This window comes from Methylobacterium pseudosasicola, assembly GCF_900114535.1.
Lineage (GTDB): Bacteria > Pseudomonadota > Alphaproteobacteria > Rhizobiales > Beijerinckiaceae > Methylobacterium > Methylobacterium pseudosasicola.
In genome coordinates, this window is record NZ_FOTK01000016.1 from 96,046 (window position 1) to 115,909 (window position 19,864).

Genomic DNA, 19,864 nt, shown 5'->3' on the forward strand with positions numbered 1-19,864 from the left:
GTTCGCTCAGCTGCCGCCGGGATCGGTCTCGTCGTTCTGGCTCTTGTCGCCCTGCGGACCCATGCCGGGCTTGCCGTCGGTCTTCTCGTTCGGGTCCTTCACCGCGTCGGGCGCGACATTGGCCGGCTTCTCCGGCTTCGGATCTTCGCGCTCGCTCATTTTTTGTCCTCCTGCTCGACCCGATAATGGCCATCGGCCACTTTCTGGTCGGCGGCCGGGCCTCGCGACGCCGTCTGATCCGAATGGCCGCCGGACGAGCCGCCGACCGCCGGAGGCGAGCGTCCGGCCTCGCCGGATTTGCCCCAACCCTCCTTGGATTCTGTCTTGGCCGCCTCGCCCGGACCCATATCGGTGATCGCCGCCTGTTCGGAGGTCTGGTGACCGCCGCCCGCCGGGGGCTCGCCCTTCGAGCCGACCGTGTCATCGGGCTTGCGGGTAACGGTTCCGGAATCGCTGGTGAGCCTACCCATCAGCGTTTCCCATCGTCCTGGCCGACCGCCGCAGTGGCCCGGTCGATCGCCTCGCCCAGGTTCGAGCCCTTGCCCGACGTGTTGCCGAACTCGCCTTGCAGCTTCTTCAGATTCTCGGGCGGCGTCTCTGCCTCGGTGGCGTCGGTGGCGTCCGAACCTGGCGTGCCGGAGGCGATCCGCGCCGCCTCGGCATCGCCCGCCGGATCCCGCTTCAGGTCGGCCTGCGTGTTGGCGGGCAGACCCACGTCGAGGGGCGAGTCCTGGCCGAGATCCTGACCGTTGCGGTCGGCATTGGCGTTGAAGTCTTTCAACGACGGCCGTGTCGTCTGCTCTGCCATGGCTCCTGCCTCTCCTGCTGTGCGCTGTGGCGGGACAACGGGGGCGGGAGATCAGGGTTGCGTCGGGGGCGCCGATCCGCGCACCGGGCTTGGGACGACCCGGGCTTCAGGGGCCGACGATCTTCGGGACGACATTCTGCGTCAGCGCCCGCACCGAATCCTCGGCATGCCCGGGGCTGTCGGCCCTAGCCCGGATCGTCAGCAGATCGCCGTCGCGCAGGATCACGGCGGTCGATCCGCCGCCGTTTTCCAAAGCATAGACGGTGATCCAGCCGATCGCCGGGCTCACGGGCAGAGCCGAGAGGCGGCAATCGGGGTTCTGCTTGATGCACAGCGATTCGAGCTTCGCGAACGAAGTCACGCCGGATCGAACACGCGTCTCGGTCCCGTCGTTCGAGGCTCCGAGTTGGATCTCGACCGCCGGTGAACCCGTGCATGGGGAGCAGGTGAGGGCGAGGTTGAGGGGGGTCGCCTGCACCGTGGGTTTGCCGCCGACTGCGGTCTTGATCGGGTCCACGAAGGCCGTGAGGTCGTGGCTGGCAAAACCCTGGGCCTGCGTGGCGTGGGCGATGAGGCAGCCGAGGAGAACGAGGAGGCAGCGCATGCGAGAATGTCCGTCCGATCGTCGGGTCGCCGGCAGCGACCCAGGATTCAGATGACCTATGCGCGACGTTTTTCCAAGGTTTGTGTCCGGCTGTGTACTTAGCCGAAGCGCAGATCACAGATGATGCTGAAGAATATTGACGATGCGACCCAGAAAATTCGCGCTTTTTATCAGGACGACATATCGATCCCCTGATCTGTGATCACGTGCATCAGTTTATCGATCGGGAAATCAGACTCATCAACATCTTGAATAGGCCGAAAACAGTGTGCCGGATCGCGATCCAAGGGTAACCCCTCAACAGCAAAGCCGCGCTGGCTCCAGTGGAACCGGCGCGGCTTTTGAGATCGTGGTCGAGGCGAGGCGGTGGGCGCCTTCGGAGGTGCTAGCCGATTCCGTCGAACAGGGCCGAGGAGATGTAGCGCTCGGCAAAGGAGCAGGCGATCGTGACGATCCGCTTGCCCTGGAACTCCGGCCGCTTGGCCAGTTCCAGCGCCGCCGCGACGTTGCCGCCCGTGGAGATGCCGCCCGGAATGCCCTCCAGCCGGGCCAGTGCCCGCGAGGTTTCGAAGGCGGTCTCGTTGGAGACCTTGAGCACGCCGTCCAGGATGTCGGTGTGCAGGTTCTCCGGGATGAAGCCCGCGCCGATGCCCTGGATCTTGTGCGGGCCGGGCTGCCCGCCGGAGATCACCGGCGAGTCCACCGGCTCCACCGCAAAAACCTTGAGGTTCGGCAGGCGCGGCTTCAGCACTTCGCCGACGCCGGTCACGGTGCCGCCGGTGCCGACGCCGGCCACGAAGGCATCGAGCTGGCCGCCGGTGTCGGTCCAGATCTCTTCCGCCGTGGTCTTGCGGTGGATCTCGGGGTTGGCCGGGTTCGAGAATTGCTGCGGCACCACGGCGCCGGGGATTTCCTTCAGAAGCTCCTCGGCCTTGGCGATGGCGCCCTTCATCCCCTGCGCGCCGGGGGTGAGCGCCAGCTCGGCGCCCAGGAAGGCCAGCATCTTGCGGCGCTCCAGAGACATCGTCTCGGGCATGACCAGGATCAGCCGGTAGCCCCGGGCCGCAGCCACGAAGGCCAGGGCGATACCGGTATTACCGGAGGTCGGCTCGATCAGCGTGCCGCCGGGCTTCAGCTTGCCCGAGGCCTCGAGCGAGTCGATCATGTTGACGCCGATGCGGTCCTTGACGCTGGCGATCGGGTTGAAGAACTCGAGCTTTAACAGGATCTCGGCATCGACGCCGTGCTCCTTGGGCAGGCGGTTGAGGCGCACCAGCGGGGTGTTGCCGATGGTCTCGGTGATCGAGCCGTAGACACGGCCGTGGCCGACCTTCGCCGGCGCGTTGAGGGAATCGGCCATCGCGGAACTCCTGCAGATCTCGAGTCGGACAGATGTCGGGTCCGGACGGTCCGGGCCAAGGGGAAGCCCTGGCCGGCCGGCGGATGGAAGGCTGCGATATCGCGTCGCCGAAGCTGGGGCAATCGGGCTAAGTGTCCTGTACGAAAGTTCTTTTTGCCTGTGTCGCGGATTATTGGCGATTATGGAAGAAGGCGGCTGACGCGCCCGCGTTCTGTAGAATATCGTTCTCTCGCCGGGCGCCATGCGCCGCCCCGCCTGCGGCTGCTGACGAGGGGTGCCCGATGAATCGCCGTAAGCTCGGTGCCGCCGACCCGACTCGCCGCACCGGTCTGCTGGCCGCGCTCGGCCTCGTCCTCGCTCGGTCGGCCCAGGCCGCGGAACCCACGCGCATCACACTCGCCACCGCGACCCCGGGCGGGGGCTTCCCGGCCTTCGGGGATGCCTTCGCGGCGGCGATCCGGGCGGCGGATCCCGATCTTTTCGTCGAGACGCGCGCCAGCGGCGGCTCGGCCGAGAATGTCGGGCTGCTGCGCGCCGGCCGCGTCGACCTCGCGCTAGTCCAGGGGGAATACGCCTACCCGGCCCTGTCCGAGCCGGGCGGCCTCACCGTCCTGGCGCCGATGTATCCGACGCCCGGCCTGTTCGCCGTTCCGGCGGCCAGCCCGATCCGCACCGTGGAAGACCTGCGCGGCAGGCCCATGGTGCTGGGCACGCACAATTCCGGCCTCACCGTCATGGGCCGCAGCGCGCTCCAAGCCTCGGGGCTCGATCCCGAGCGGGACATCCGCCCGATCCTGCTCGACCGGGCCGGGGATGGGCCGCCCATGGTGCTCGACGGGCGCGCCGACGCGCTCTGGGGCGGCGGTCTTGGCTGGCCGGGCTTTGTGGCGATGGCGCAGGCACCGGGCGGCGCGCGGTTCTTCGGACCGTCCGAAGCCGGTATCGCGCGGCTCGCGCAACCAAGCGCAGCTTTGCAACGCCTGATCGTACCGCCCGGCAGCTTCCCCGGTCAGTCCGCCGCGATCGAGACGATCGGCTCCTGGAGCCTCGTGCTGGCGCGGCCGGGCTTCGAGGCGGAGACGGCCTATCGGCTCGTCCGCGCCCTGGCCAGGGCCGACATGGCCGCCCGCCATCCGCAGGGCGCGGACAGCCAGCCGAAAAATCTGTCCGGCCTCGTGCCGGCAGCGCAGATCCATCCGGGGACACTACGCTACCTCGGCGAGGCCGGCGTCCCGGTGCGCTGAGGCCGAAGGCCTAGCGGAACGAGGCGACGCGCCGGTCCCGCTTGCGCTCGGCGGCGGGCTGATAGGCGATCTCGGCGTGGTGGGCGCAATAGGGCAGCCCGGTGATCGAGCGGGCGCCGCAGAACCGGAATTCCGGCGTGGTCGGATCGCCGAGCGGCCAGCGGCACATGGATTCCCGCAGGTCCATGATCGTGACCCGCTGCGACACGGACAGCGCCACCGGCTCCGGAGCCGCCGGGGCGGACGTCGGGAAGACCGGAGCGGGGCGATGCGAGAGGATCGCGACGGGCTCTGGCGCCTGGGTCTCGACCACCGCGATGGCGGTCTCGATCTCGACGGCCTTGGCGGCCTGCGGCGCGACCGGAGCCTCCTCGCCGCCCCGGGCGCGACCGCCCAGGCCGAGGCGATGCACCTTGCCGATCACCGCGTTGCGGGTGACGCCGCCGAGTTGCGCGGCGATCTTGCTCGCGCTCTGCCCGTCTTCCCACAGCCGGCGCAGGAGCGCCACGCGATCATCAGTCCAGCTCTGGCCCGCTTCCATAATCCCCCTCCGCCCCCTGCGGCCCGTGCGCTTGCCGGGTGACGGTGTGCGTTCCAGGTCGCTCAAGACCCTCCCGGCCGTACTGCCGGTGCGGACCGCACCCTTGCGCGTCACCCATGCGCGTCGGATGCCGCACCGCGTGCGACACCCTGTCTCGTCAGGCCACGACCGGACCCTAGCGCGGCGCTCGCGACGCTTGCAAGGGCGGCCCGTCGCCCGAGTCGGACCCTGTCCACCGGCAATGGCCTGTTCACCTGGGAAGGTGGTTACCGTCCGCCCCGCGGGCCCTGCGGATCCAGTGAGCCGTGTCGCCCACGTCACAGGCCGGCGCAATCGCATCGAATGATCGGCGGGATCGGAACGCGGTCACGGCCAAGCTGCTTTCGTGTGGCAAAAGGGGTGAGCGTTGCTGTTATCCGGGGTGAGGACGATGGGTTACCGTCAGGGGGCGCTGCGCGCGCTGGTCGCGCTCGGGCTGGCCGGACAGGTCGCGGCCTGCGGCAGCGTCCCGCGCACCGCCTACACCGCCGAGCAGGCGGCCTACGCCAGCGTGCCGGGAATCCCCGGGGCGCGGGTCTACGCCGACGCGTCGGTCGACACGATCGCGGAACTCGCCGGCAATCCGCAGCGCCGCTCCGCCGGCTTCAACTACCTGGCTTTGTCAGGCGGCGGCGGCGACGGCGCCTACGGGGCCGGCGTGCTGAACGGCTGGACGGCCTCCGGCACCCGCCCGGAATTCACCCTGGTCTCGGGCGTGTCGACCGGTGCGCTGATCGCGCCCTTCGCGTTCCTCGGCCCAGCCTACGATCCGTACCTCACCGAGTTCTACACCAGCGGCGTCGCCGGCGAACTGGTGACCTCGCCCAACATCGCCAACGTCCTGTTCGGCTCCGGCCTGTTCGGCGATGGTCGCCTGCGCAACCTGATCGGCCGCTACGTCACCCCGGAGCTGCTCACCGCCATCGCGGAGGAGCACGCCAAGGGCCGCCGCCTCATGGTGGTGACCACCAACCTGGATTCCCAGCGCGCGGTGATCTGGAACATGGGCGTCATCGCGTCGAGCGGAGCGCCGAACGCCCTGGAGCTGTTCCGCGACGTGCTCGCCGCCTCGGCCAGCATCCCGGCGGTGTTCCCGCCGCAGATGATCGACGTGGCCGCCGCCGATACGCGTTTCCAGGAGATGCATGTCGACGGCTCGGTGGTCACACCGGTCTTCACCTTGCCCCAGACGCTGCTGCTCCGCGACGGAAAGATCCGCACCGGCGGCAAGGCCAACATCTACGTCGTGATCAACGGCCGCCTGGAGCCGGATTTCGAGGTAACGAAGGACAACACGCTGTCGATCGTCGAGCGCTCGTTCACGACGGCGAGCCGCGCCCGCTCTCGCGCCACCCTCACGGCGACCTACGCTCTGGCGCGCGGCAACGGCATGGGCTTCAACCTCACCTATATCGACGAGAACGGCCCCAAGGCTTCCGCCGCCAAAGGCTTCGACACCGGCTACATGCGGGCGCTCTACCAGGCGGGCCTGGAGAAGGGTCGGACCGGCACGTTCTGGCAGCATACGGTGCCGGCCGCGCCGACGCTCAAGCAGACTGCGGCCGCGGTGGCAAACTGAGTCTTTTCGGCTCTTTAGCGCCGCGCCCCGGATGGGGCGCGGCGATCGGGTTGGTTACTTGCCCAGGATCTTGGTGACCAAGCGGCCGATCGGCGTCGCGGTGCTGGCGTTCCGGTCGTCGCGGTCGAGGGGGCGGTTCTCGTTGCCGAGAAGCTTGGTGACGATGCGTCCGATCAGGCTCATGGATCCCTCCGCGCGTTCGCGCCAAAACGGCGCAGCTTGCTCATTAACGGGCGATGCGCGCGCGGCGTTCCGCGACTCGCGGCGTCAGACCTGCATCAGCCGGATGTTGTTGGTGTTCCCCATGGTGTGGAACGGGATGCCGGCGGTAACGACGATGATGTCGTTCGGCTTGGCGAAGCCCTCGTCCTGCGCGTGCTGGCCGGCCTTCGCGGTCATCTCCTCGTAGGAATCGACGTCGTCGGTGTGGACGCTGTGGGCACCCCAGAGCAGGCACAGGCGCCGCGAGGTGGCAAGGCTCGGGGTCAGCGCCAGGATCGACGCGGCGGGACGTTTGCGGGCAACCCGGGCGGCCGTGGTCCCGCTGGTCGTGTAGGTCACGATCGCGGAGGCGCGCACGGCCTCGGCCAGATCCGCGGTTGCCGTGGCGACCGCGTGGGGCGGCGTCTCTTCCTCGCCGGGCTCGGAAGCCGCCACGATCGAGTGGTAGAGCTTGTGGCCTTCGACGCTGCGGATGATCCGGTCCATCATCGACACGGCCTCGACCGGATATTGCCCGGTGGCCGATTCCGCCGACAGCATCACGGCATCGGCGCCGTCGTAGATGGCCGTGGCGACGTCGGACGCCTCTGCCCGGGTCGGGGCGGGGGCGTTGACCATCGAATCGAGCATCTGGGTCGCCACGATCACCGGCTTCACGGCGAGGCGGCAAGCGCGGATCAGCTCCTTCTGCCGCCCGGGCACGTCCTCGTGCGGGATCTCGACGCCGAGATCGCCGCGGGCGACCATCACGGCATCCGAGAGCCGGATGATGTCGTCGATCCGCTCCAGCGCCTGCGGCTTCTCGATCTTCGACATGATCCCGGCCCGGTCGCCGATGATCCCGCGGGCCTCGATCAGGTCCGACGGTTTTTGGACGAAGGACAGGGCGACCCAGTCGACGCCGAGCTCCAGCCCGAAGGCGAGGTCGGCCCGGTCCTTCTCGGTGAGCGGCGACAGGTCGAGCAGCGTGCCCGGCAGATTGACGCCCTTGCGGTTCGAGATCGGGCCGCCGGTCACCACCTCGGCGGTGATCGCATCCCGCTCCGGCCCCACGACCCGCACCCGCACTCGGCCGTCATCGATCAGGAGTTCCTGGCCCGGCACCACCGCGGCGAAGATCTCCGGGTGGTGGAGCGGGATCGCCTGCTTGTCGCCCTCGGACCCGTCCAGCACGAAGCGGATCGTCTCGCCGGCCACGAGATCCAGGCGCCCGCCCTGGAGCGTGCCGATGCGGATCTTCGGGCCCTGCAGATCCTGCAGGATGCCGATCGGCCGGCCGACCTCCCGCTCCAGGGCGCGGATCGAAGCGTGGACCTTGGCATGGTCCTGCTGCACCCCGTGGCTGAAGTTCAGCCGGAAGGTATCGACCCCGGCGAGGAACAGGGCGTGCAGCCGGTCGGGCGCGGAACTCGCGGGACCGACCGTGGCGACGATCTTGGCGTGGCGGTGACGGCGCATGCGGGGCTCTGCCATGAACACGACCTCCGGGAATCGGCCGGGCGATCGGGCCCGCCGACGCGCCCCACATTGGTATGGATGCGCTCCGAGGCGAGCTTTTTTTGCGGAGCCGATGCAATTCGCCGTGCAGGCTCACCGCCTACTTGGCGACCTCGCGGGCGATGCCGGCGAGGCCCGCATCGTAGACGCCGGTGATATCCGCGAGGGCCTCGGCGTCGCTCATGCCCTCGGCGTCGAAGGTCGCGGTCCAGACCACCGTGGAGCCCGCGCCGTTCGGGCGGACCGCCAGCGTCGCGTTGTAGGCGCGCACCGGCAGCGGCCCCTGGATGAAGCTGTAGCTGTAGCTCATGGCGGTCTCGTCGCGAGCGGTCTCGACCTCGACGATGGTGCCGAGGCCACCCTTCGCCACGACGCCCCGGATCTGCGCCCGGATGCCGTCGTCGTCGTCCTCGCGCGACAGGATGCAGCGCTCGACCTGCGGGTGCCACAGCCCGATGGCGCAGAAATCGCCGATCAGCGCCCAGATCGCGGCGGGGGGCGCCGGGATATCCCGGCTGCGGGTGACTTCCAGGGCGCAGGCCGGACCGGCGATGAGCAGGGCTGCGAGGCCGAGTGCGGCATGGGCGGGTCGGTTCACGTTGGGGTCTCCGCCGGATGTCGCCGGACGGAAGTAGGGCGCCCGCTGGAGGAAACCCATCCGGGTCCCGGCAGCCGATCCCTGGAAACCGCCGGGCTCAGCCGGTAAGACAGCTGGGCGATTCCCGCCGTCATTGCGAGCGCAGCGAAGCAATCCAGGGCTGCGCGCGATCCCCGGACGTGGCGTTTCCCTAGGTTGCTTCGCTGCGCTCGCAATGATGGTGCGGCGCGCTTCGACCAGAAACCGCATGTCAGGCTTGGAGCCGGAGACGCCGATGGACGATCGCATCATGTCGGCTTCCCCATCGCAGCAAGGCAGGCATGCGGGGCTTCGCGCCTTCAGGCTCGGGATCGCGGCCCTGGCGCTGGCTCCGGGGCTGGCCGTGGGGGCGCCTGAAGCAGCAGCCCCTTCCGCGCCGACACCGTCCTTCGAGACCTGCCGCACCGATTTGATTGCCTGGGCTACGGCGCACGACGTGCCGCAGGCCGTCGCGCAGGCGCAGCTGGGCGGCCTGGAGTCCGACCCGGACGTGCTGGCCGCGACCCGGAACCAGGGCGAGTTCGTCCGGCCGATCTGGGACTATATCGAGGCCAGCATCACGCCGGCTCGGATCGAGGCCGGGCAGCGCAAGCTCGCCGAACTGGCGACGCCGCTCGCGGCGATCGAGGCCAAGTACGGCATCGACCGCTACACCCTCGTCGCCTTCTGGGGCGTGGAATCGACCTACGGTACCGTGCTCGACAATCTGTCGGTGGTGAAGCCGGTGGTGCGCTCGCTCGCGACCCTGAGCTGCGGTGATCCCGCCCGGGCGGCCTACTGGCGGGACGAGCTGACCGCCGCCCTGCAGATCCTCGCCCGCGACGAGGCGCCCCTCGACCGGATGCCAAATGGCCTGACCGGGTCCTGGGCCGGCGCCATGGGCCATACCCAGTTCATGCCCACCGTCTACCAGCAACACGCGGTGGATTTCGACGGCGACGGCAAGCGGGATATCTGGACCTCGGCCACCGACGCGCTCGCCTCCACGGCGAACTATCTGCGCGGCCATGGCTGGCGTCCCGGCGAGGGCTGGGGCTACGAGGTGGTCCTGCCGGAGGGGTTCGATGCCGCGCTCGCCGACGAGACCACACCGCGCAGCCTTGCCGCATGGCGGGATCTCGGCGTGAAGCCGACTCAGAACCGTCCGATCCCGGACGAGGCGGCACAGGCGACCCTGATCCTGCCCGCGGGGATCCGCGGCCCCGCCTTCCTGCTCCGGCCGAACTTCGCGGTGATCCTGCGCTACAACACGGCGCTCGCCTATGCGCTGACCGTGGCGCAGCTCTCGGACCGCCTGCGCGGCGATCCGGGTCTGTCGCGGGACTGGCCGCGGGGCGACCGCCCCCTCACCGGGGACGAGCGCCGTGACCTCCAGACCCGGCTGACCGAGCGCGGCTACGCCACCGGCGGCGTCGACGGCAAGATCGGCCCGAAGACCCGGGCGGCCCTGCGGGCCTATCAAGGTTCGCAGGGCCTGCCGGCGGACGGCTACGCGGACGCCGCCCTGCTGGAGCGGATCCGGGCGGCGCCGTGATCAGGCCAGGAAGGCCGGCTCGTCCCGGGCGAGCACGCGCTTGACGCTCTCCAGGTGCAGCCGCGCGCTCTCGGCGCGGCCGGCGGCTTCCTGGGCGGCGACGTGCTTCACGATCTCCTCCGGCACGACCTTCAGGGTGCGGCCGGTGCTCATGGCGAGCACCTGCGCCTGGGCGGCGCGTTCGAGGTAGTAGAGGTCGTCCCAGGCCTCCGCGATGCTCTCGCCCAGCACCATCACGCCGTGGTTCTTCAGGAAGACCACGTCGGCCTCTCCGGCGCTGCGGGCAATCCGCTCGCCCTCGCGGGAATCGAGCGCCAGCCCGTTGTAATCCTCGTCCACGGCGATGCGGCCGTAGAAGCGCAGGGCCGTCTGACCGGCCCAGAGCAGCGGCTGCCCTTCGAGCATCGCAAGGGCCGTCGCGTAGGGCATGTGGGTGTGGAAGGCGGCCCGGGCCTTGGGCTTCAGCCGATGCAGCTCGGCGTGGATGTGGAAGGCCGTCGCCTCGGGCTGACCGTCGCCCTCCACGACATTGCCGTGGAAGTCGCACAGCAACAGGCTCGAGGCCGTCACCTCGGCGAAGGCCAGCCCGTAGGGATTGACCAGGAACAGGTCCGGCCGCTCGGGCAGCACCGCCGAGAAGTGGTTGCAGATACCTTCTTCGAGGCCGTTGCGCGCGGCCCAGCGCAGGCACGCGGCCAGGTCGACGCGAGCGCGCCGGACGCTGTCGGCGTTGAGGGGCTCGTTGCTGCGCAGGGGCGGCGTGCCCGAAGCGGTGACGGCGTGCGCCATGCGGGGAGGCTTTCTTTCGGTTCGAATCTCGGCCGCCGGAATCAGGCGGCCCGGCATCTTACGCGGTTGCGCGGCGCAGCGGACTACCCCTGCGTGCAGACGTTCAGGGCCGCCCGTCGGTCACGCCGCCGACGAGGTTGAGCCCGAGCAAAAAGTCGGAGGCGAAATCCGTGCGCACCACGGGATCCCGCGGCACCGGCTCGCGCAGGGCGTCGCGCTCCGCCCGGCGGGCCGCCACAGCCTCGGCCACGGTGACGCTGCGGAACGACAGCTGCGTGCCTCCCTGCGCCTGGGCGAGGCGGCCGAGATCCGGCCCGATCACCGTGGCGATCTTCGGATAGCCGCCGGTGGATTGCCGGTCGGCCATCAGGATGATCGGCAGGCCGTTGCCGGGCACCTGGATCGCGCCCATGGCGACCCCATCGGAGACGATGTCGTGGCCCTTGGCGTGCTTGAGCGGCGTCCCGTCCAGGAAGCAGGCCATGCGGTCGCCGCGGGGCGAGACGGTCCAGGGGCCGGTCAGGAAGGCATCGATCTGATCGGCGGCGAAATAATCGTCCTGCGGGCCGAGCACGACCCGGATTTTTTTGGGATCGCGGTCGAGCCAGGGGGCGACTAGACGGTGTGGCGAGACCTCGCCGGCCCGTGGCTCGGCGATCGGGAGGCGATCGCCGGCGGCGAGCCCGCGGCCGTCGAGACCGCCGAGGCCGGAGCGGGTATGGGTCGCGGTCGATCCGAGCACCGGCGTCACGTCGATGCGGCCCTGCACGGCCAGGTAGCCCCAGGCACCGGACGCGCCTGCCCGGACCGTCAGTGTCCGGCCGGGCTCCAGCGTCAGGGCCACCGCGTCGGGCACGGCCGCGCCGTCGAGGGAAATCCGGAAGCTGCGCGAGACCATGGCGATGCCGAGCGGCCCGCCCTCGGCGGTGACCGTGAGGCCGCCGGTGGAGACCTCGATGGCGGTGGCGTCGAGGGGATTGCCCGCGGCCCGGTTGGCGGTGGCGTGCATCAGCGGGTCCATCGGTCCCGCGGCGGTGATGCCGTAGCGCAGATAGCCGTGCCGGCCGCCATCCTGAAGGGTGATGCCGGGGCCGGCGGCCTCGATGACCAAGGCGGTCATCGGCTTGCCTCTTCGGGCCGGGCCACGCGCTCGCCGGCTGCTTCCCGGGCATCAAGGGCGTCGAAGGTCGCGCAATCCACCGGCTCGAAGCGGATCAGGTCACCGGCCCCGATGAAGAAGCTTTCCTCGCGCTCCGGGGCGTAGAGCCGGGCCGGGGTCGCGCCGATCACGTACCAGCCGGTCGGCATCGGCACCGTCGCCACCGCGGCGAGGCCGCCGCCGATCACCACGGCGTTGCGCGGATGCGGCGGCCGGGGGCTCGCGCGCCGCGGCACCGCCAGGGTCTTAGGCAGGCCACCGAGATAGGCGAAGCCCGGTGCGAACCCGTACATATAGACCCGGTAGGTCGCCCCGGCATGAGTCGCCACGATCGCCTCGGCGGACAGGCCGGTGCGCTCGGTGACCTGGGCGATGTCTTCGCCGTGGGGCTGGTCGTAGCAGCAGGGCAGGGTCCAGAGGGTCGGCGTGCCGACCCGCGCCACGGCCCCCGCGACCAGGGCCCGGACACGCTCCGCCAGCGCCTCACGGTCGAGAACAAGCGGGTCGTAGTGGAGCATCAGCGAGCGGTAGGTCGGCACCCGTTCGCGCAAACCCTCGGGCGGGTCGGCGCCGAGGGCATCGTCGAGGGCCAGGACCCGGTCGCTGATCGCCGGATCGACGGTGCTGCCGAACTCCACCACCAGGGCCGCCTCGCCGGAATCGAGCAGCCGGGGCTCATTCTCACTCATGACCGGAACGGCGCCAGCGTCACGCCCGCGCCCTCGAGCCGGGCCCGCACCGCCCGGGCCGTGGCGACCGCGTGGGCGGAATCGCCGTGGACGCAGATCGAGCGGATCGGGGTCGGCAGCGCCTTGCCTGAGGCGGTGAGGATCGCTCCGCCCTCGACCATCCGCAGCACGCGTTCGGCAGCTGCATCGGCCTCGGTGATCAGGGCGCCGGGCTGATTGCGGGGGATCAGCAGCCCGGCGTCGGTATAGCCGCGATCGGCGAAGATCTCCTGGTGAACTTCCAGTCCGCAGGCCTCGCCGGCCGCCACCTGCGCAGTAAGCGCGATGGCCAGCAGCGCCAGGTCGCGGTCCACCGCCCGGACGGCCTTCGCGATGGCGTCGGCCACCGCGCGATCCTCGGCGGCGAGGTTCGCAAGCGCGCCATGCGCCTTCACGTAGGTGATCCGGTGGCCGGCATAGGCGGCGAGCGCCTGGGCGGCGCCGACTTGGTAGGCCACCAGCCGCTCGATCTCGGGCGGGGTGAACGGCATGGGCCGCCGTCCGAAGCCCCAGAGGTCGGGGAAACCCGGATGGGCGCCCACCGCCACGCCGCGCTCCTTCGCGAGCGTGAAGGTGCGGGCCATGATTTCGGGATCGCCCGCATGCAGACCGCAGGCGACGTTGGCCGAGGTGACGATGCCGAGGATTGCGGCATCGTCGCCGCAGGCATAGGCGCCGTAGCCCTCGCCGAGATCGGAGTTCAGGTCCACGCTGGCCAACGGACTCGTCCCCTTCCTGCTGCGCAACGGCCCGACACAGCAGGCGGCGCGCATCGCGACCGGATCTGCTCCTTCCACACCCGCGACGGTCAGAAGTCGAGAGCGCCATGGCGATGGCGGCGTGGACTCGGGATCGGGAGCAAGGCCGATGCCGGATGGGTCTACTTTTGGGAGATCAGGGGGCGGCCCGAGCGGCTGGCTGGTTTCAGCAAGGCAGCCCGCGTTACGCCTGCGCGATGAGCTTGCGGCCGAGCAGGGCCAGCGTCGCGCGGCGTCCGAGCTTCATCACCGGATAGAGCAGGCGGGCGCGGGACGGGTCGCGCAGCAGCCGCGCGAGAGTTCGGCCAACCACGCCCTGGTCCTCGCTGAGGGTCGAGAGCAGGACCAGGGCATCCGGGCCATAATACAAGGTCTGGCCGTGGCGCACGACCATGCCGTTGTTGAGGTCGTAGCCGCGCCGGGCGAGGTCTTCCACCACCGGGCCACCATCACGGGCATCGACCAGCGCGACGCTGCCGACCGACCGGCGCAGGGCCATCAGGCGCACGTAGTTGCTGCAGAACGGGCATTCGCCGTCGTAGACGACCGTGAGGGCGGGGTCGGTCATGGTTTCAGATCGATCCGATGCTCGGCTTCCGAGACCAGCCGGCGAACCGGCACGCCGTCCTGCAGGCTGAGGCAGACGGATTCCCGCCGGTAGATGTAGGCGACGATATCCTTGAGGGGCACGCCGTCGAAGCTCATCCCGTGCTGGAGCGGGACGAAGAAGTGATGCGGGTAGAACGCGTGGGGAAAGGCCCCCAGCGTGTCGGCGATCCGGCTGACCAGCCGGTGATAGCCGCGGACATAGGCGTCGACCGCGGGCCGGTCGATCTCGTTCTTCGCAAGATCCTGCCCGGCGCCGTCCCGGGACGTCAGGACCGGCACGTCGCAGGTCAGCGAGGCGAGCACCTTGCGGTAGACCTGCGTTCCGCCGTTCGGGTTGTCGAGGGCGAAGGCGGTCTCGGCGTCCGGTGACCCATAGGCCATGTGGGCGAAGGGATACGAGTAGAAGGTGAAGAAGTTGGTCGGGACGTAGTGCCGGCCGCCGTCCTTATCGACGGCCTGGAAATACATCTTGTTGTTCGCGGCGGTGTCGTACCAGCCGAGCCGCGCCTGGGTCATGAAGCTGTTGTCGGTGAGGATGAACAGCACCGAGAACAGCCCGACCAGCAGCGGCGGCCGCTGGTAGTACCGGCTGATCACCACGGCGCCGATCGCCAGGTTCAGCAGGATCCACGGGGCGAAATTGGCGCCCATGACGACCACGATGGACAGGTGCATCGCGTCGAAGCCGAGCAGCAGGATCACGAGCCAGCGCCGCGGCATTAGGATGCCCACCAGCGCCGCACCCTGTCCGAGCAGGATCAGCGCGTTCGTCACCGGGCCGGCCTGGCTCAGGATCGCCCGCATGCCCGCCACCAGCCAGGACCAGCTCGCGTAGAACACGTGGTTGTTGTCCAGCCCAACGCTGAACAGCTTTCCGGGGTCGTTGGCCAGCAGCCAGGAGGTCGGGCCGGCATCCAGCATCACCTTGGCCAGGAAGGACGAGTAGTAGTTCCCGAGATGGATGCTGATCGCCGCGGCGATCAGAACTTTCGCGAATAGAGCGCTCGCCGTCGCGATGTCGCTCTTCGCCGGACCACTCACGCTTGGCCGGGCGCTCAGGCGCTCCGTCAGCGCGAGGATGGCGAGGCCGGCCAGCAGGCAGAAGCTGACCTCGGCCAGCGGCAGGACATCGATGACGTGCCCGTGCCAGAGCCCCGTCACCCGCATGACGGCATGCTTGCTCCAGACCAGATAGGTCGCTCCCACGACCCCGAGCGACGGCCAGCGCAGGCACAGGATCCCGGACGCCACGGCGGCGACCCAGAGGACCATGATGGCCCACAGCGCCACCATCGCCTTGGAGCCCTGCTCGACGACCGGGAAGAGCGGGTAGTGGACCAGGGCGTAAGCCCCCGAGATCACGCCGATCAGCTGCAGCAGGCGGACCGCGGCTTTGTCGGAGGGCGCGTAGGTTCGGCGCAGCATTGCGGCCGCCAGCATCAGCGGCAGCACGATGCTGTGAAAGGTGTTCCGCTCGTCGATGACCCGGGAGAGCTTGATCACCATCAGCAGGGCGATGGTCTGCGCCAGCACGAACAGATACGGCCACGCCGCCGCGAACGCGACGGGGGCGGCTATTCGTGGTGCTCGGAGCGAGAGAGTTCCGTTCGGAGCTGAGCTCAAGAGCGATCGGATCATCGGCAATCTTCGCAGGCGGAGGATCGGGGTGGGGGCTGTGGCGGCGGGACCGTTGAGGCAGCCTCGACCCTGTCGGGGCGCGGAAGCCTGACTCGCACGCTTCACGAGGGATCTGCCGGCAAAGTTGGAGGAGTGGGGGATACGCCTTTCGGTCGGATCGGGGCTTCAAGCCGATCTGCGCGCCGCGGCGAACCCGGATTCGAACCGGGCAATTCCGGGCCGCCACGCGGCCGGTTCGGACTACCTCGTCAGTCGCGCCGCGCTCATCCGAATGGATAGCCTGCGCTGCCACGCGGATTCCCGAGACATTGGCTCGGCACGCGCCCATGGTCCCTGACAGACCAGGCGTGTCCAAGTCGCGCGTTCACGCTCGGGATTCGATGAACAGGATGGTGGCGGATGGGACGATCGACAACGATCGCCCCGGTTCCGCCGCCGCCAAAGCTTGGGAACCGAGAGATTTCGAGGCAGGAGGAGACGGAATGCTGGTCATCAAGCAGAGCGCGGGCCGGTTTCTGGCCCATCGGCCTGCGCTGCGGTCGTCTATCAAGGAACTCGTGGAACTCGCCTTCTGGCGCAAGACGCTGTGGAAGTCGAAGGGACGCTTCTACAACGCCCATCTCGTCCCGTTCTACACGACGTTCTTCGGCCTGGACCAAGCGTTTTATGCCGGCAAACGGGTTCTCGACGTGGGCTGCGGCCCGGTCGGCAGCCTGGAATGGGCGACCGAATCCGTGGAACGCGTCGGCCTCGACCCGCTCGCCGATTCCTACGTGAAGCTCAATCGCGGGCTCCACAAGATGTGCTACGTCGCTGCGCCAAGCGAGAACATCCCGTTCCCGAACGGCCGCTTCGATGTCGTGACCATGTTCAACGCCCTCGATCACGTCGAGGATGTCGACCGGACTGTCGCGGAGCTCAAGCGCGTTTGCGCGCCAGGCGGGACGATCCTCCTGATCGTCGAGATCAACCATCCGCCGACCGTCACTGAGCCGCACCTGCTGGGCATGGACATCGTCGACAAGTTCGATGGGTTCTCCGTCGAGCGGAGCGAGGTGTTCGGCATCCGGGACGACCACAACGTCTACGGCAGCCTGAGTGATCGGCACCCGTTCCCGGGCTCGGGCAAGCCCGGCATCCTCTGCCTGCGCCTGACCAAGAAGCTGAACTGAGGCGGCGCGCTCCAGAGGGTGTTTGACGTCACGATCTTGGTCGGAAGGCGGTTCGGAGCTACGTATCTCCGAATCGCCCCCCTCAGAGGTGCCGGGCGATCAAAGATCGCTCGCCCTCGAACGATCCACTCAGCCTCTTGCGGGCTCCCTCAAGGCCCGCTGGCGCGGGTACTTCAGGATGACGTCGAGGGTCGGAACGACGCGGCACAAGCTTTACCGCTTCTGCTCGCTAGTGTGGCGACATGGTCCCGTAAGGCGAGGCTTCGTCCACGAAGGTCGTTTGGCTTATCATCCGCGCGCTCAGGAACCTGCGGCTGGCCGCCCAAAGCGGTTGGAGCAATCGGCTGCCGGCCATGAGGCCGCGGCTGCCCTTCGACCCGGATGAGAAAATCGGGGCTTCGAAGGCTTTGAGCGCGACGGGATTCGGCGACATCACCCGTGCCCGGCTGATCGCCTGACGCTGGTAGAAGAAGGCCCAATCGTCCGCGGCCGCCACCACCGGACGGTTCGCCGCCAGGATGCCTTCCGCCGCCTGCCGGGTGATCACATAGGCCGCATTCGCGCCGAGCCCGCCCATGCTCATCGGCAGGCACAGCCGGTAATCGCCGATCGCGACGGCATCCACGGTGCTGAACGCGGCGCGGTGCTGCGGCCGATTGTGGAGCAGGACGACATCGCCCCGGCGCAGGGTCGCCTCGACCCGGACCAGGATGTCGTGGATGTCGGGCGGAAGCACCGCGTCGTCCGCAACGATGAGCGCCCAGGGCAGCTTGCGGGCGATCATCGACTCATAGGCCGCCAGGTGTGAGAGGGCGCAGCCGACCTGGCTCGGGCTCAGCCCAGACTCCGGCGCAACGTCCCGACCGGCCACCGTCCCATCGATGCCCAGGATCTCGAAGCCCGGCCCCCAGATCGTATGGAGATGCCGGGTAATATAGGCGTGTCTCTCGCGGAGCCGCGGGACAGATATTGCAATGCAACACATCGCACCAACCTTCAATGGACGATATTGTGCATAAATTAACGATTTTGCAACTTATTTCGGCGCGCAAATTAAGTAACCATCATACATCGAAATTGCCGGTCTGGTATCGACCGGGATGCATAGGCGGTATCGATGGTCTCCAATCCGGATCTGCCGAATCGAAAGATTTGAAGCTGGATTGTTCGAGATTCGACTGTCTTCCTGCTGGCGCCGTAGCGGCGACAGGATCCAATCGACTCAAAACATACGTTTTCCAGTGCAAGATCCGGTTCCTGCCCCGGCCTGGATGCTTGCGCAAAAAGCAGTCTTGCCGGCGCAGTCTCGAGAGCCGGTCTCAGATCGGCGCGCCGTCAGGTCGCCGGTCGGGACCGCAGGACCGGCAGGATCGCCGCCAGCAGGAATTGATGCAGCCCGTGATTCACGAAGAGCGGGCATTCGAAACAGACGAGCACGCTGATCTGCGCTAGGAACAGGATCGGCCAGGCCTCGATATAGGCTGGCGAATGGGCGAAGTGCCGGATGACCCGGCGCGCCGTATCGAACATCACGCCGATGAAGATCAGCAGGCCGACGGTTCCGAACGCGACCGCGATGTCGATGAAGTTGTTGTGGAAGAACCAGACCTTCTGCTTCGTGGTGAAGTGCAGGTAGGGCGCAGTCGTGATCGGGCTCTCCCAATAGGCCTTGTAGCCGATGCCGATCACGGGTTCCCGCCAGAACTGGTCGATGCCGAACTGCCAGAGGATCGTGCGGCCGGTCAGCGTCGTGTCCTTGCCGAGATCGGAGAGCAGGCTGGTGGACAGGTCCGCCCCGTAGGTCGCGGCGACCAGGATGCCGATGCCGGCGAGCGCGACGGCGATGCCCAGACAGAAGCCCGTAACCCGGTTTCCCTGTCGCCACGTCATGATGACGCTGAGCGGCGCGAGCCCCAGGACGCCGGCCATCAGGGCGGTCGCGGAATGGGACGAGGCGAGCAGCGCCAGAGCCCCCAGAAAGGCCACGCCCGTCAGAACCCGGTTCCAACCTTGTAGGAACAGGGAGGCGGCGCAGAGCAACTGGAGGCTCATCAGGCCTCCGAGCACGTTCTTGTGCGAGTAGACCCCGGACCATTCGCCACTCAGGCCACGGGTCATGTCGGGCGCGGCCACCCCCAGAACGACCGACAGGATCTGGCCGCCGAGGAGCCCGAGAAACACGATCCGGACCACGCCGGACAGTCCCAAAGTGGCGCGCAGGGCGATCCCGGCCACGATCGTGGCGAGCAACTGGAGGCCGTGATAGGCCGAGATGCCCGGGGTCAGGGACCAGGCCGCCGACAGGATGGCGAGCGCCGGCCAGAGCAGGATGACCGGCCGGCTCCCAAACAGGGTGCTGGCGAGATCGCGCCGCAGGACCAGAAAGGCGAGGGCCGCCAGATCGGCGCCCAGCCAGATCGCCTTGTCGAGCCCCGGAAGCTTGACCTGCTCGCCGCTCACCGGCGCCAGCATGATCAGCAGGATCCAGGGAATCGCCGAAGCCCCGAGCCGCGGCAGCGCCTCCGCGCGACGGCGCCGCCGCGCGGGACGGGCCGCCTGCCGCCCAGATACGTCGCCGGGGCCGTTGAGCGGAAGCCAGGCCAGCGGCGCAGACTCCCCCGGCCCGAAGCCCGCCATGTCTCGCCGAACCGCCATCGCACCCAGTCCCAGACTTTCCGAGCGCTCCGCGCCAGCGGCTCCGTACGGATGGGAACTCTAACTGAGCTCGTCGCCCGGCCGATTCCGCCAAACGAGGTAGGTCGAGCGTCTTGCAGCTCGCAAAGACGGCGAAGGCCGCCGCGGTGGCCGGGGGCATGGTATCGGTAGGGTCGGACATGGGCAGGAAAGGCGCTCTGCTGCCCGCTTGACTAACTTCGCGGCAATAAAGAGCACTGTCTCTCGAGCTTCCGATTGCTTGACGCGATGAGGACGCGTCGGCTTGGGAGC

General features: G+C 68.7%; 21 protein-coding genes. 4 read left to right on the forward strand and 17 right to left on the reverse strand.

The genetic code is table 11. The features are described from left to right. Positions 1 to 6: 6 nt before the first annotated feature. The 5 genes from BM228_RS34700 to cysK form a co-directional block, all read right to left on the reverse strand. A complete protein-coding gene (locus BM228_RS34700) occupies positions 7 to 159 on the reverse strand; it encodes a hypothetical protein (protein ID WP_167367748.1) in 153 nt (50 codons plus the stop codon). Beyond that, positions 156 to 470, reverse strand: coding sequence for a hypothetical protein (locus tag BM228_RS16645; protein ID WP_092042413.1), 315 nt, complete (start codon positions 468 to 470; stop codon positions 156 to 158). Before BM228_RS16645 ends, BM228_RS34700 begins: the two co-directional genes overlap by 4 nt. Then, the gene (locus BM228_RS16650) at positions 470 to 808 is read right to left on the reverse strand and encodes a hypothetical protein (protein WP_092042414.1); all 339 of its coding nucleotides are present in this window, start codon (positions 806 to 808) and stop codon (positions 470 to 472) included. Before BM228_RS16650 ends, BM228_RS16645 begins: the two co-directional genes overlap by 1 nt. 106 nt (positions 809 to 914) lie before the next feature. Continuing rightward, entirely contained in the window at positions 915 to 1,412 is a 498-nt protein-coding gene (locus tag BM228_RS16655) for a hypothetical protein (RefSeq protein ID WP_092042416.1), read from the reverse strand. A gap of 385 nt (positions 1,413 to 1,797) precedes the next feature. Continuing rightward, entirely contained in the window at positions 1,798 to 2,772 is a 975-nt protein-coding gene (gene cysK / locus BM228_RS16660; RefSeq protein WP_092042417.1) for a cysteine synthase A, read from the reverse strand. A gap of 281 nt (positions 2,773 to 3,053) precedes the next feature. Here cysK and BM228_RS16665 point away from each other — a divergent pair, with 281 nt between their 5' ends. After that, positions 3,054 to 4,016, forward strand: coding sequence for a TAXI family TRAP transporter solute-binding subunit (locus BM228_RS16665; RefSeq protein WP_092042419.1), 963 nt, complete (start codon positions 3,054 to 3,056; stop codon positions 4,014 to 4,016). A gap of 10 nt (positions 4,017 to 4,026) precedes the next feature. On the opposite strand, the gene BM228_RS16670 is transcribed toward BM228_RS16665, so the two are convergent. After that, positions 4,027 to 4,557, reverse strand: coding sequence for a GcrA family cell cycle regulator (locus tag BM228_RS16670; RefSeq protein WP_092042420.1), 531 nt, complete (start codon positions 4,555 to 4,557; stop codon positions 4,027 to 4,029). A gap of 430 nt (positions 4,558 to 4,987) precedes the next feature. On the opposite strand from BM228_RS16670, the gene BM228_RS16675 reads away from it, so the two are divergent. After that, positions 4,988 to 6,175 (forward strand): patatin-like phospholipase family protein, encoded by a 1,188-nt coding sequence (locus tag BM228_RS16675; RefSeq protein WP_092042422.1) that lies wholly within the window; start codon positions 4,988 to 4,990, stop codon positions 6,173 to 6,175. 54 nt (positions 6,176 to 6,229) lie between these two features. Here BM228_RS16675 and BM228_RS16680 read toward each other — a convergent pair whose 3' ends face one another. The 3 genes from BM228_RS16680 to BM228_RS16690 all read right to left on the reverse strand — a co-directional run bounded on the left by BM228_RS16680 (position 6,230) and on the right by BM228_RS16690 (position 8,492). After that, positions 6,230 to 6,358 (reverse strand): TFIIS helical bundle-like domain containing protein, encoded by a 129-nt coding sequence (locus tag BM228_RS16680; protein ID WP_092042423.1) that lies wholly within the window; start codon positions 6,356 to 6,358, stop codon positions 6,230 to 6,232. A gap of 84 nt (positions 6,359 to 6,442) precedes the next feature. Beyond that, positions 6,443 to 7,855, reverse strand: a complete 1,413-nt coding sequence (pyk, locus tag BM228_RS16685) for a pyruvate kinase (RefSeq protein ID WP_092042425.1) — start codon at positions 7,853 to 7,855, stop codon at positions 6,443 to 6,445. A gap of 139 nt (positions 7,856 to 7,994) precedes the next feature. Beyond that, entirely contained in the window at positions 7,995 to 8,492 is a 498-nt protein-coding gene (locus tag BM228_RS16690) for an SRPBCC family protein (RefSeq protein ID WP_092042477.1), read from the reverse strand. 274 nt (positions 8,493 to 8,766) lie between these two features. Between BM228_RS16690 and BM228_RS16695 the strand changes: the two genes are divergently transcribed. Further along, positions 8,767 to 10,065 (forward strand): lytic murein transglycosylase, encoded by a 1,299-nt coding sequence (locus BM228_RS16695; protein ID WP_092042427.1) that lies wholly within the window; start codon positions 8,767 to 8,769, stop codon positions 10,063 to 10,065. Here BM228_RS16695 and BM228_RS16700 read toward each other — a convergent pair whose 3' ends face one another. From BM228_RS16700 to BM228_RS16725, 6 genes are all read right to left on the reverse strand, one after another. Continuing rightward, positions 10,066 to 10,854: an aldolase gene (locus BM228_RS16700; protein ID WP_092042428.1), complete on the reverse strand. Its 789-nt coding sequence runs from the start codon at positions 10,852 to 10,854 to the stop codon at positions 10,066 to 10,068. A gap of 103 nt (positions 10,855 to 10,957) precedes the next feature. Then, complete coding sequence (locus tag BM228_RS16705) at positions 10,958 to 11,974, reverse strand: 5-oxoprolinase subunit C family protein (protein WP_092042430.1); 1,017 nt, start codon at positions 11,972 to 11,974, stop codon at positions 10,958 to 10,960. Then, positions 11,971 to 12,702, reverse strand: a complete 732-nt coding sequence (locus BM228_RS16710; protein WP_092042431.1) for a 5-oxoprolinase subunit B family protein — start codon at positions 12,700 to 12,702, stop codon at positions 11,971 to 11,973. Before BM228_RS16710 ends, BM228_RS16705 begins: the two co-directional genes overlap by 4 nt. Further along, positions 12,699 to 13,460 (reverse strand): LamB/YcsF family protein, encoded by a 762-nt coding sequence (locus BM228_RS16715; protein ID WP_092042433.1) that lies wholly within the window; start codon positions 13,458 to 13,460, stop codon positions 12,699 to 12,701. The genes BM228_RS16710 and BM228_RS16715 overlap by 4 nt, the downstream gene beginning before the upstream one ends. Positions 13,461 to 13,683: 223 nt before the next feature. Beyond that, positions 13,684 to 14,067 (reverse strand): DCC1-like thiol-disulfide oxidoreductase family protein, encoded by a 384-nt coding sequence (locus BM228_RS16720; RefSeq protein ID WP_092042434.1) that lies wholly within the window; start codon positions 14,065 to 14,067, stop codon positions 13,684 to 13,686. Further along, on the reverse strand, positions 14,064 to 15,641 hold the full coding sequence (locus BM228_RS16725) for a hypothetical protein (protein ID WP_244537168.1): 1,578 nt from the start codon (positions 15,639 to 15,641) through the stop codon (positions 14,064 to 14,066). The genes BM228_RS16720 and BM228_RS16725 overlap by 4 nt, the downstream gene beginning before the upstream one ends. Positions 15,642 to 16,228: 587 nt before the next feature. On the opposite strand from BM228_RS16725, the gene BM228_RS16730 reads away from it, so the two are divergent. Continuing rightward, positions 16,229 to 16,918: a class I SAM-dependent methyltransferase gene (locus tag BM228_RS16730; RefSeq protein ID WP_167367750.1), complete on the forward strand. Its 690-nt coding sequence runs from the start codon at positions 16,229 to 16,231 to the stop codon at positions 16,916 to 16,918. A gap of 229 nt (positions 16,919 to 17,147) precedes the next feature. Here BM228_RS16730 and BM228_RS16735 read toward each other — a convergent pair whose 3' ends face one another. Continuing rightward, on the reverse strand, positions 17,148 to 17,789 hold the full coding sequence (locus BM228_RS16735; RefSeq protein WP_244537170.1) for a glycosyltransferase family 25 protein: 642 nt from the start codon (positions 17,787 to 17,789) through the stop codon (positions 17,148 to 17,150). A 464-nt stretch (positions 17,790 to 18,253) separates the two neighbouring features. Continuing rightward, on the reverse strand, positions 18,254 to 19,573 hold the full coding sequence (locus BM228_RS16740) for an O-antigen ligase family protein (RefSeq protein ID WP_092042441.1): 1,320 nt from the start codon (positions 19,571 to 19,573) through the stop codon (positions 18,254 to 18,256). Between the last annotated feature and the right edge of the window lie 291 nt (positions 19,574 to 19,864).

Bases quoted from the DNA above. Each gene is read 5' to 3' on its own strand.
- BM228_RS34700 (WP_167367748.1), bottom strand. From the start codon at position 159: ATGAGCGAGCGCGAAGATCCGAAGCCGGAGAAGCCGGCCAATGTCGCG.
- BM228_RS16645 (WP_092042413.1), bottom strand. From the start codon at position 470: ATGGGTAGGCTCACCAGCGATTCCGGAACCGTTACCCGCAAGCCCGAT.
- BM228_RS16650 (WP_092042414.1), bottom strand. From the start codon at position 808: ATGGCAGAGCAGACGACACGGCCGTCGTTGAAAGACTTCAACGCCAAT.
- BM228_RS16655 (WP_092042416.1), bottom strand. From the start codon at position 1,412: ATGCGCTGCCTCCTCGTTCTCCTCGGCTGCCTCATCGCCCACGCCACG.
- cysK (WP_092042417.1), bottom strand. From the start codon at position 2,772: ATGGCCGATTCCCTCAACGCGCCGGCGAAGGTCGGCCACGGCCGTGTC.
- BM228_RS16665 (WP_092042419.1), top strand. From the start codon at position 3,054: ATGAATCGCCGTAAGCTCGGTGCCGCCGACCCGACTCGCCGCACCGGT.
- BM228_RS16670 (WP_092042420.1), bottom strand. From the start codon at position 4,557: ATGGAAGCGGGCCAGAGCTGGACTGATGATCGCGTGGCGCTCCTGCGC.
- BM228_RS16675 (WP_092042422.1), top strand. From the start codon at position 4,988: ATGGGTTACCGTCAGGGGGCGCTGCGCGCGCTGGTCGCGCTCGGGCTG.
- BM228_RS16680 (WP_092042423.1), bottom strand. From the start codon at position 6,358: ATGAGCCTGATCGGACGCATCGTCACCAAGCTTCTCGGCAACGAGAAC.
- pyk (WP_092042425.1), bottom strand. From the start codon at position 7,855: ATGCGCCGTCACCGCCACGCCAAGATCGTCGCCACGGTCGGTCCCGCG.
- BM228_RS16695 (WP_092042427.1), top strand. From the start codon at position 8,767: ATGGACGATCGCATCATGTCGGCTTCCCCATCGCAGCAAGGCAGGCAT.
- BM228_RS16700 (WP_092042428.1), bottom strand. From the start codon at position 10,854: ATGGCGCACGCCGTCACCGCTTCGGGCACGCCGCCCCTGCGCAGCAAC.
- BM228_RS16705 (WP_092042430.1), bottom strand. From the start codon at position 11,974: ATGACCGCCTTGGTCATCGAGGCCGCCGGCCCCGGCATCACCCTTCAG.
- BM228_RS16710 (WP_092042431.1), bottom strand. From the start codon at position 12,702: ATGAGTGAGAATGAGCCCCGGCTGCTCGATTCCGGCGAGGCGGCCCTG.
- BM228_RS16720 (WP_092042434.1), bottom strand. From the start codon at position 14,067: ATGACCGACCCCGCCCTCACGGTCGTCTACGACGGCGAATGCCCGTTC.
- BM228_RS16730 (WP_167367750.1), top strand. From the start codon at position 16,229: ATGCTGGTCATCAAGCAGAGCGCGGGCCGGTTTCTGGCCCATCGGCCT.
- BM228_RS16740 (WP_092042441.1), bottom strand. From the start codon at position 19,573: ATGGCGGTTCGGCGAGACATGGCGGGCTTCGGGCCGGGGGAGTCTGCG.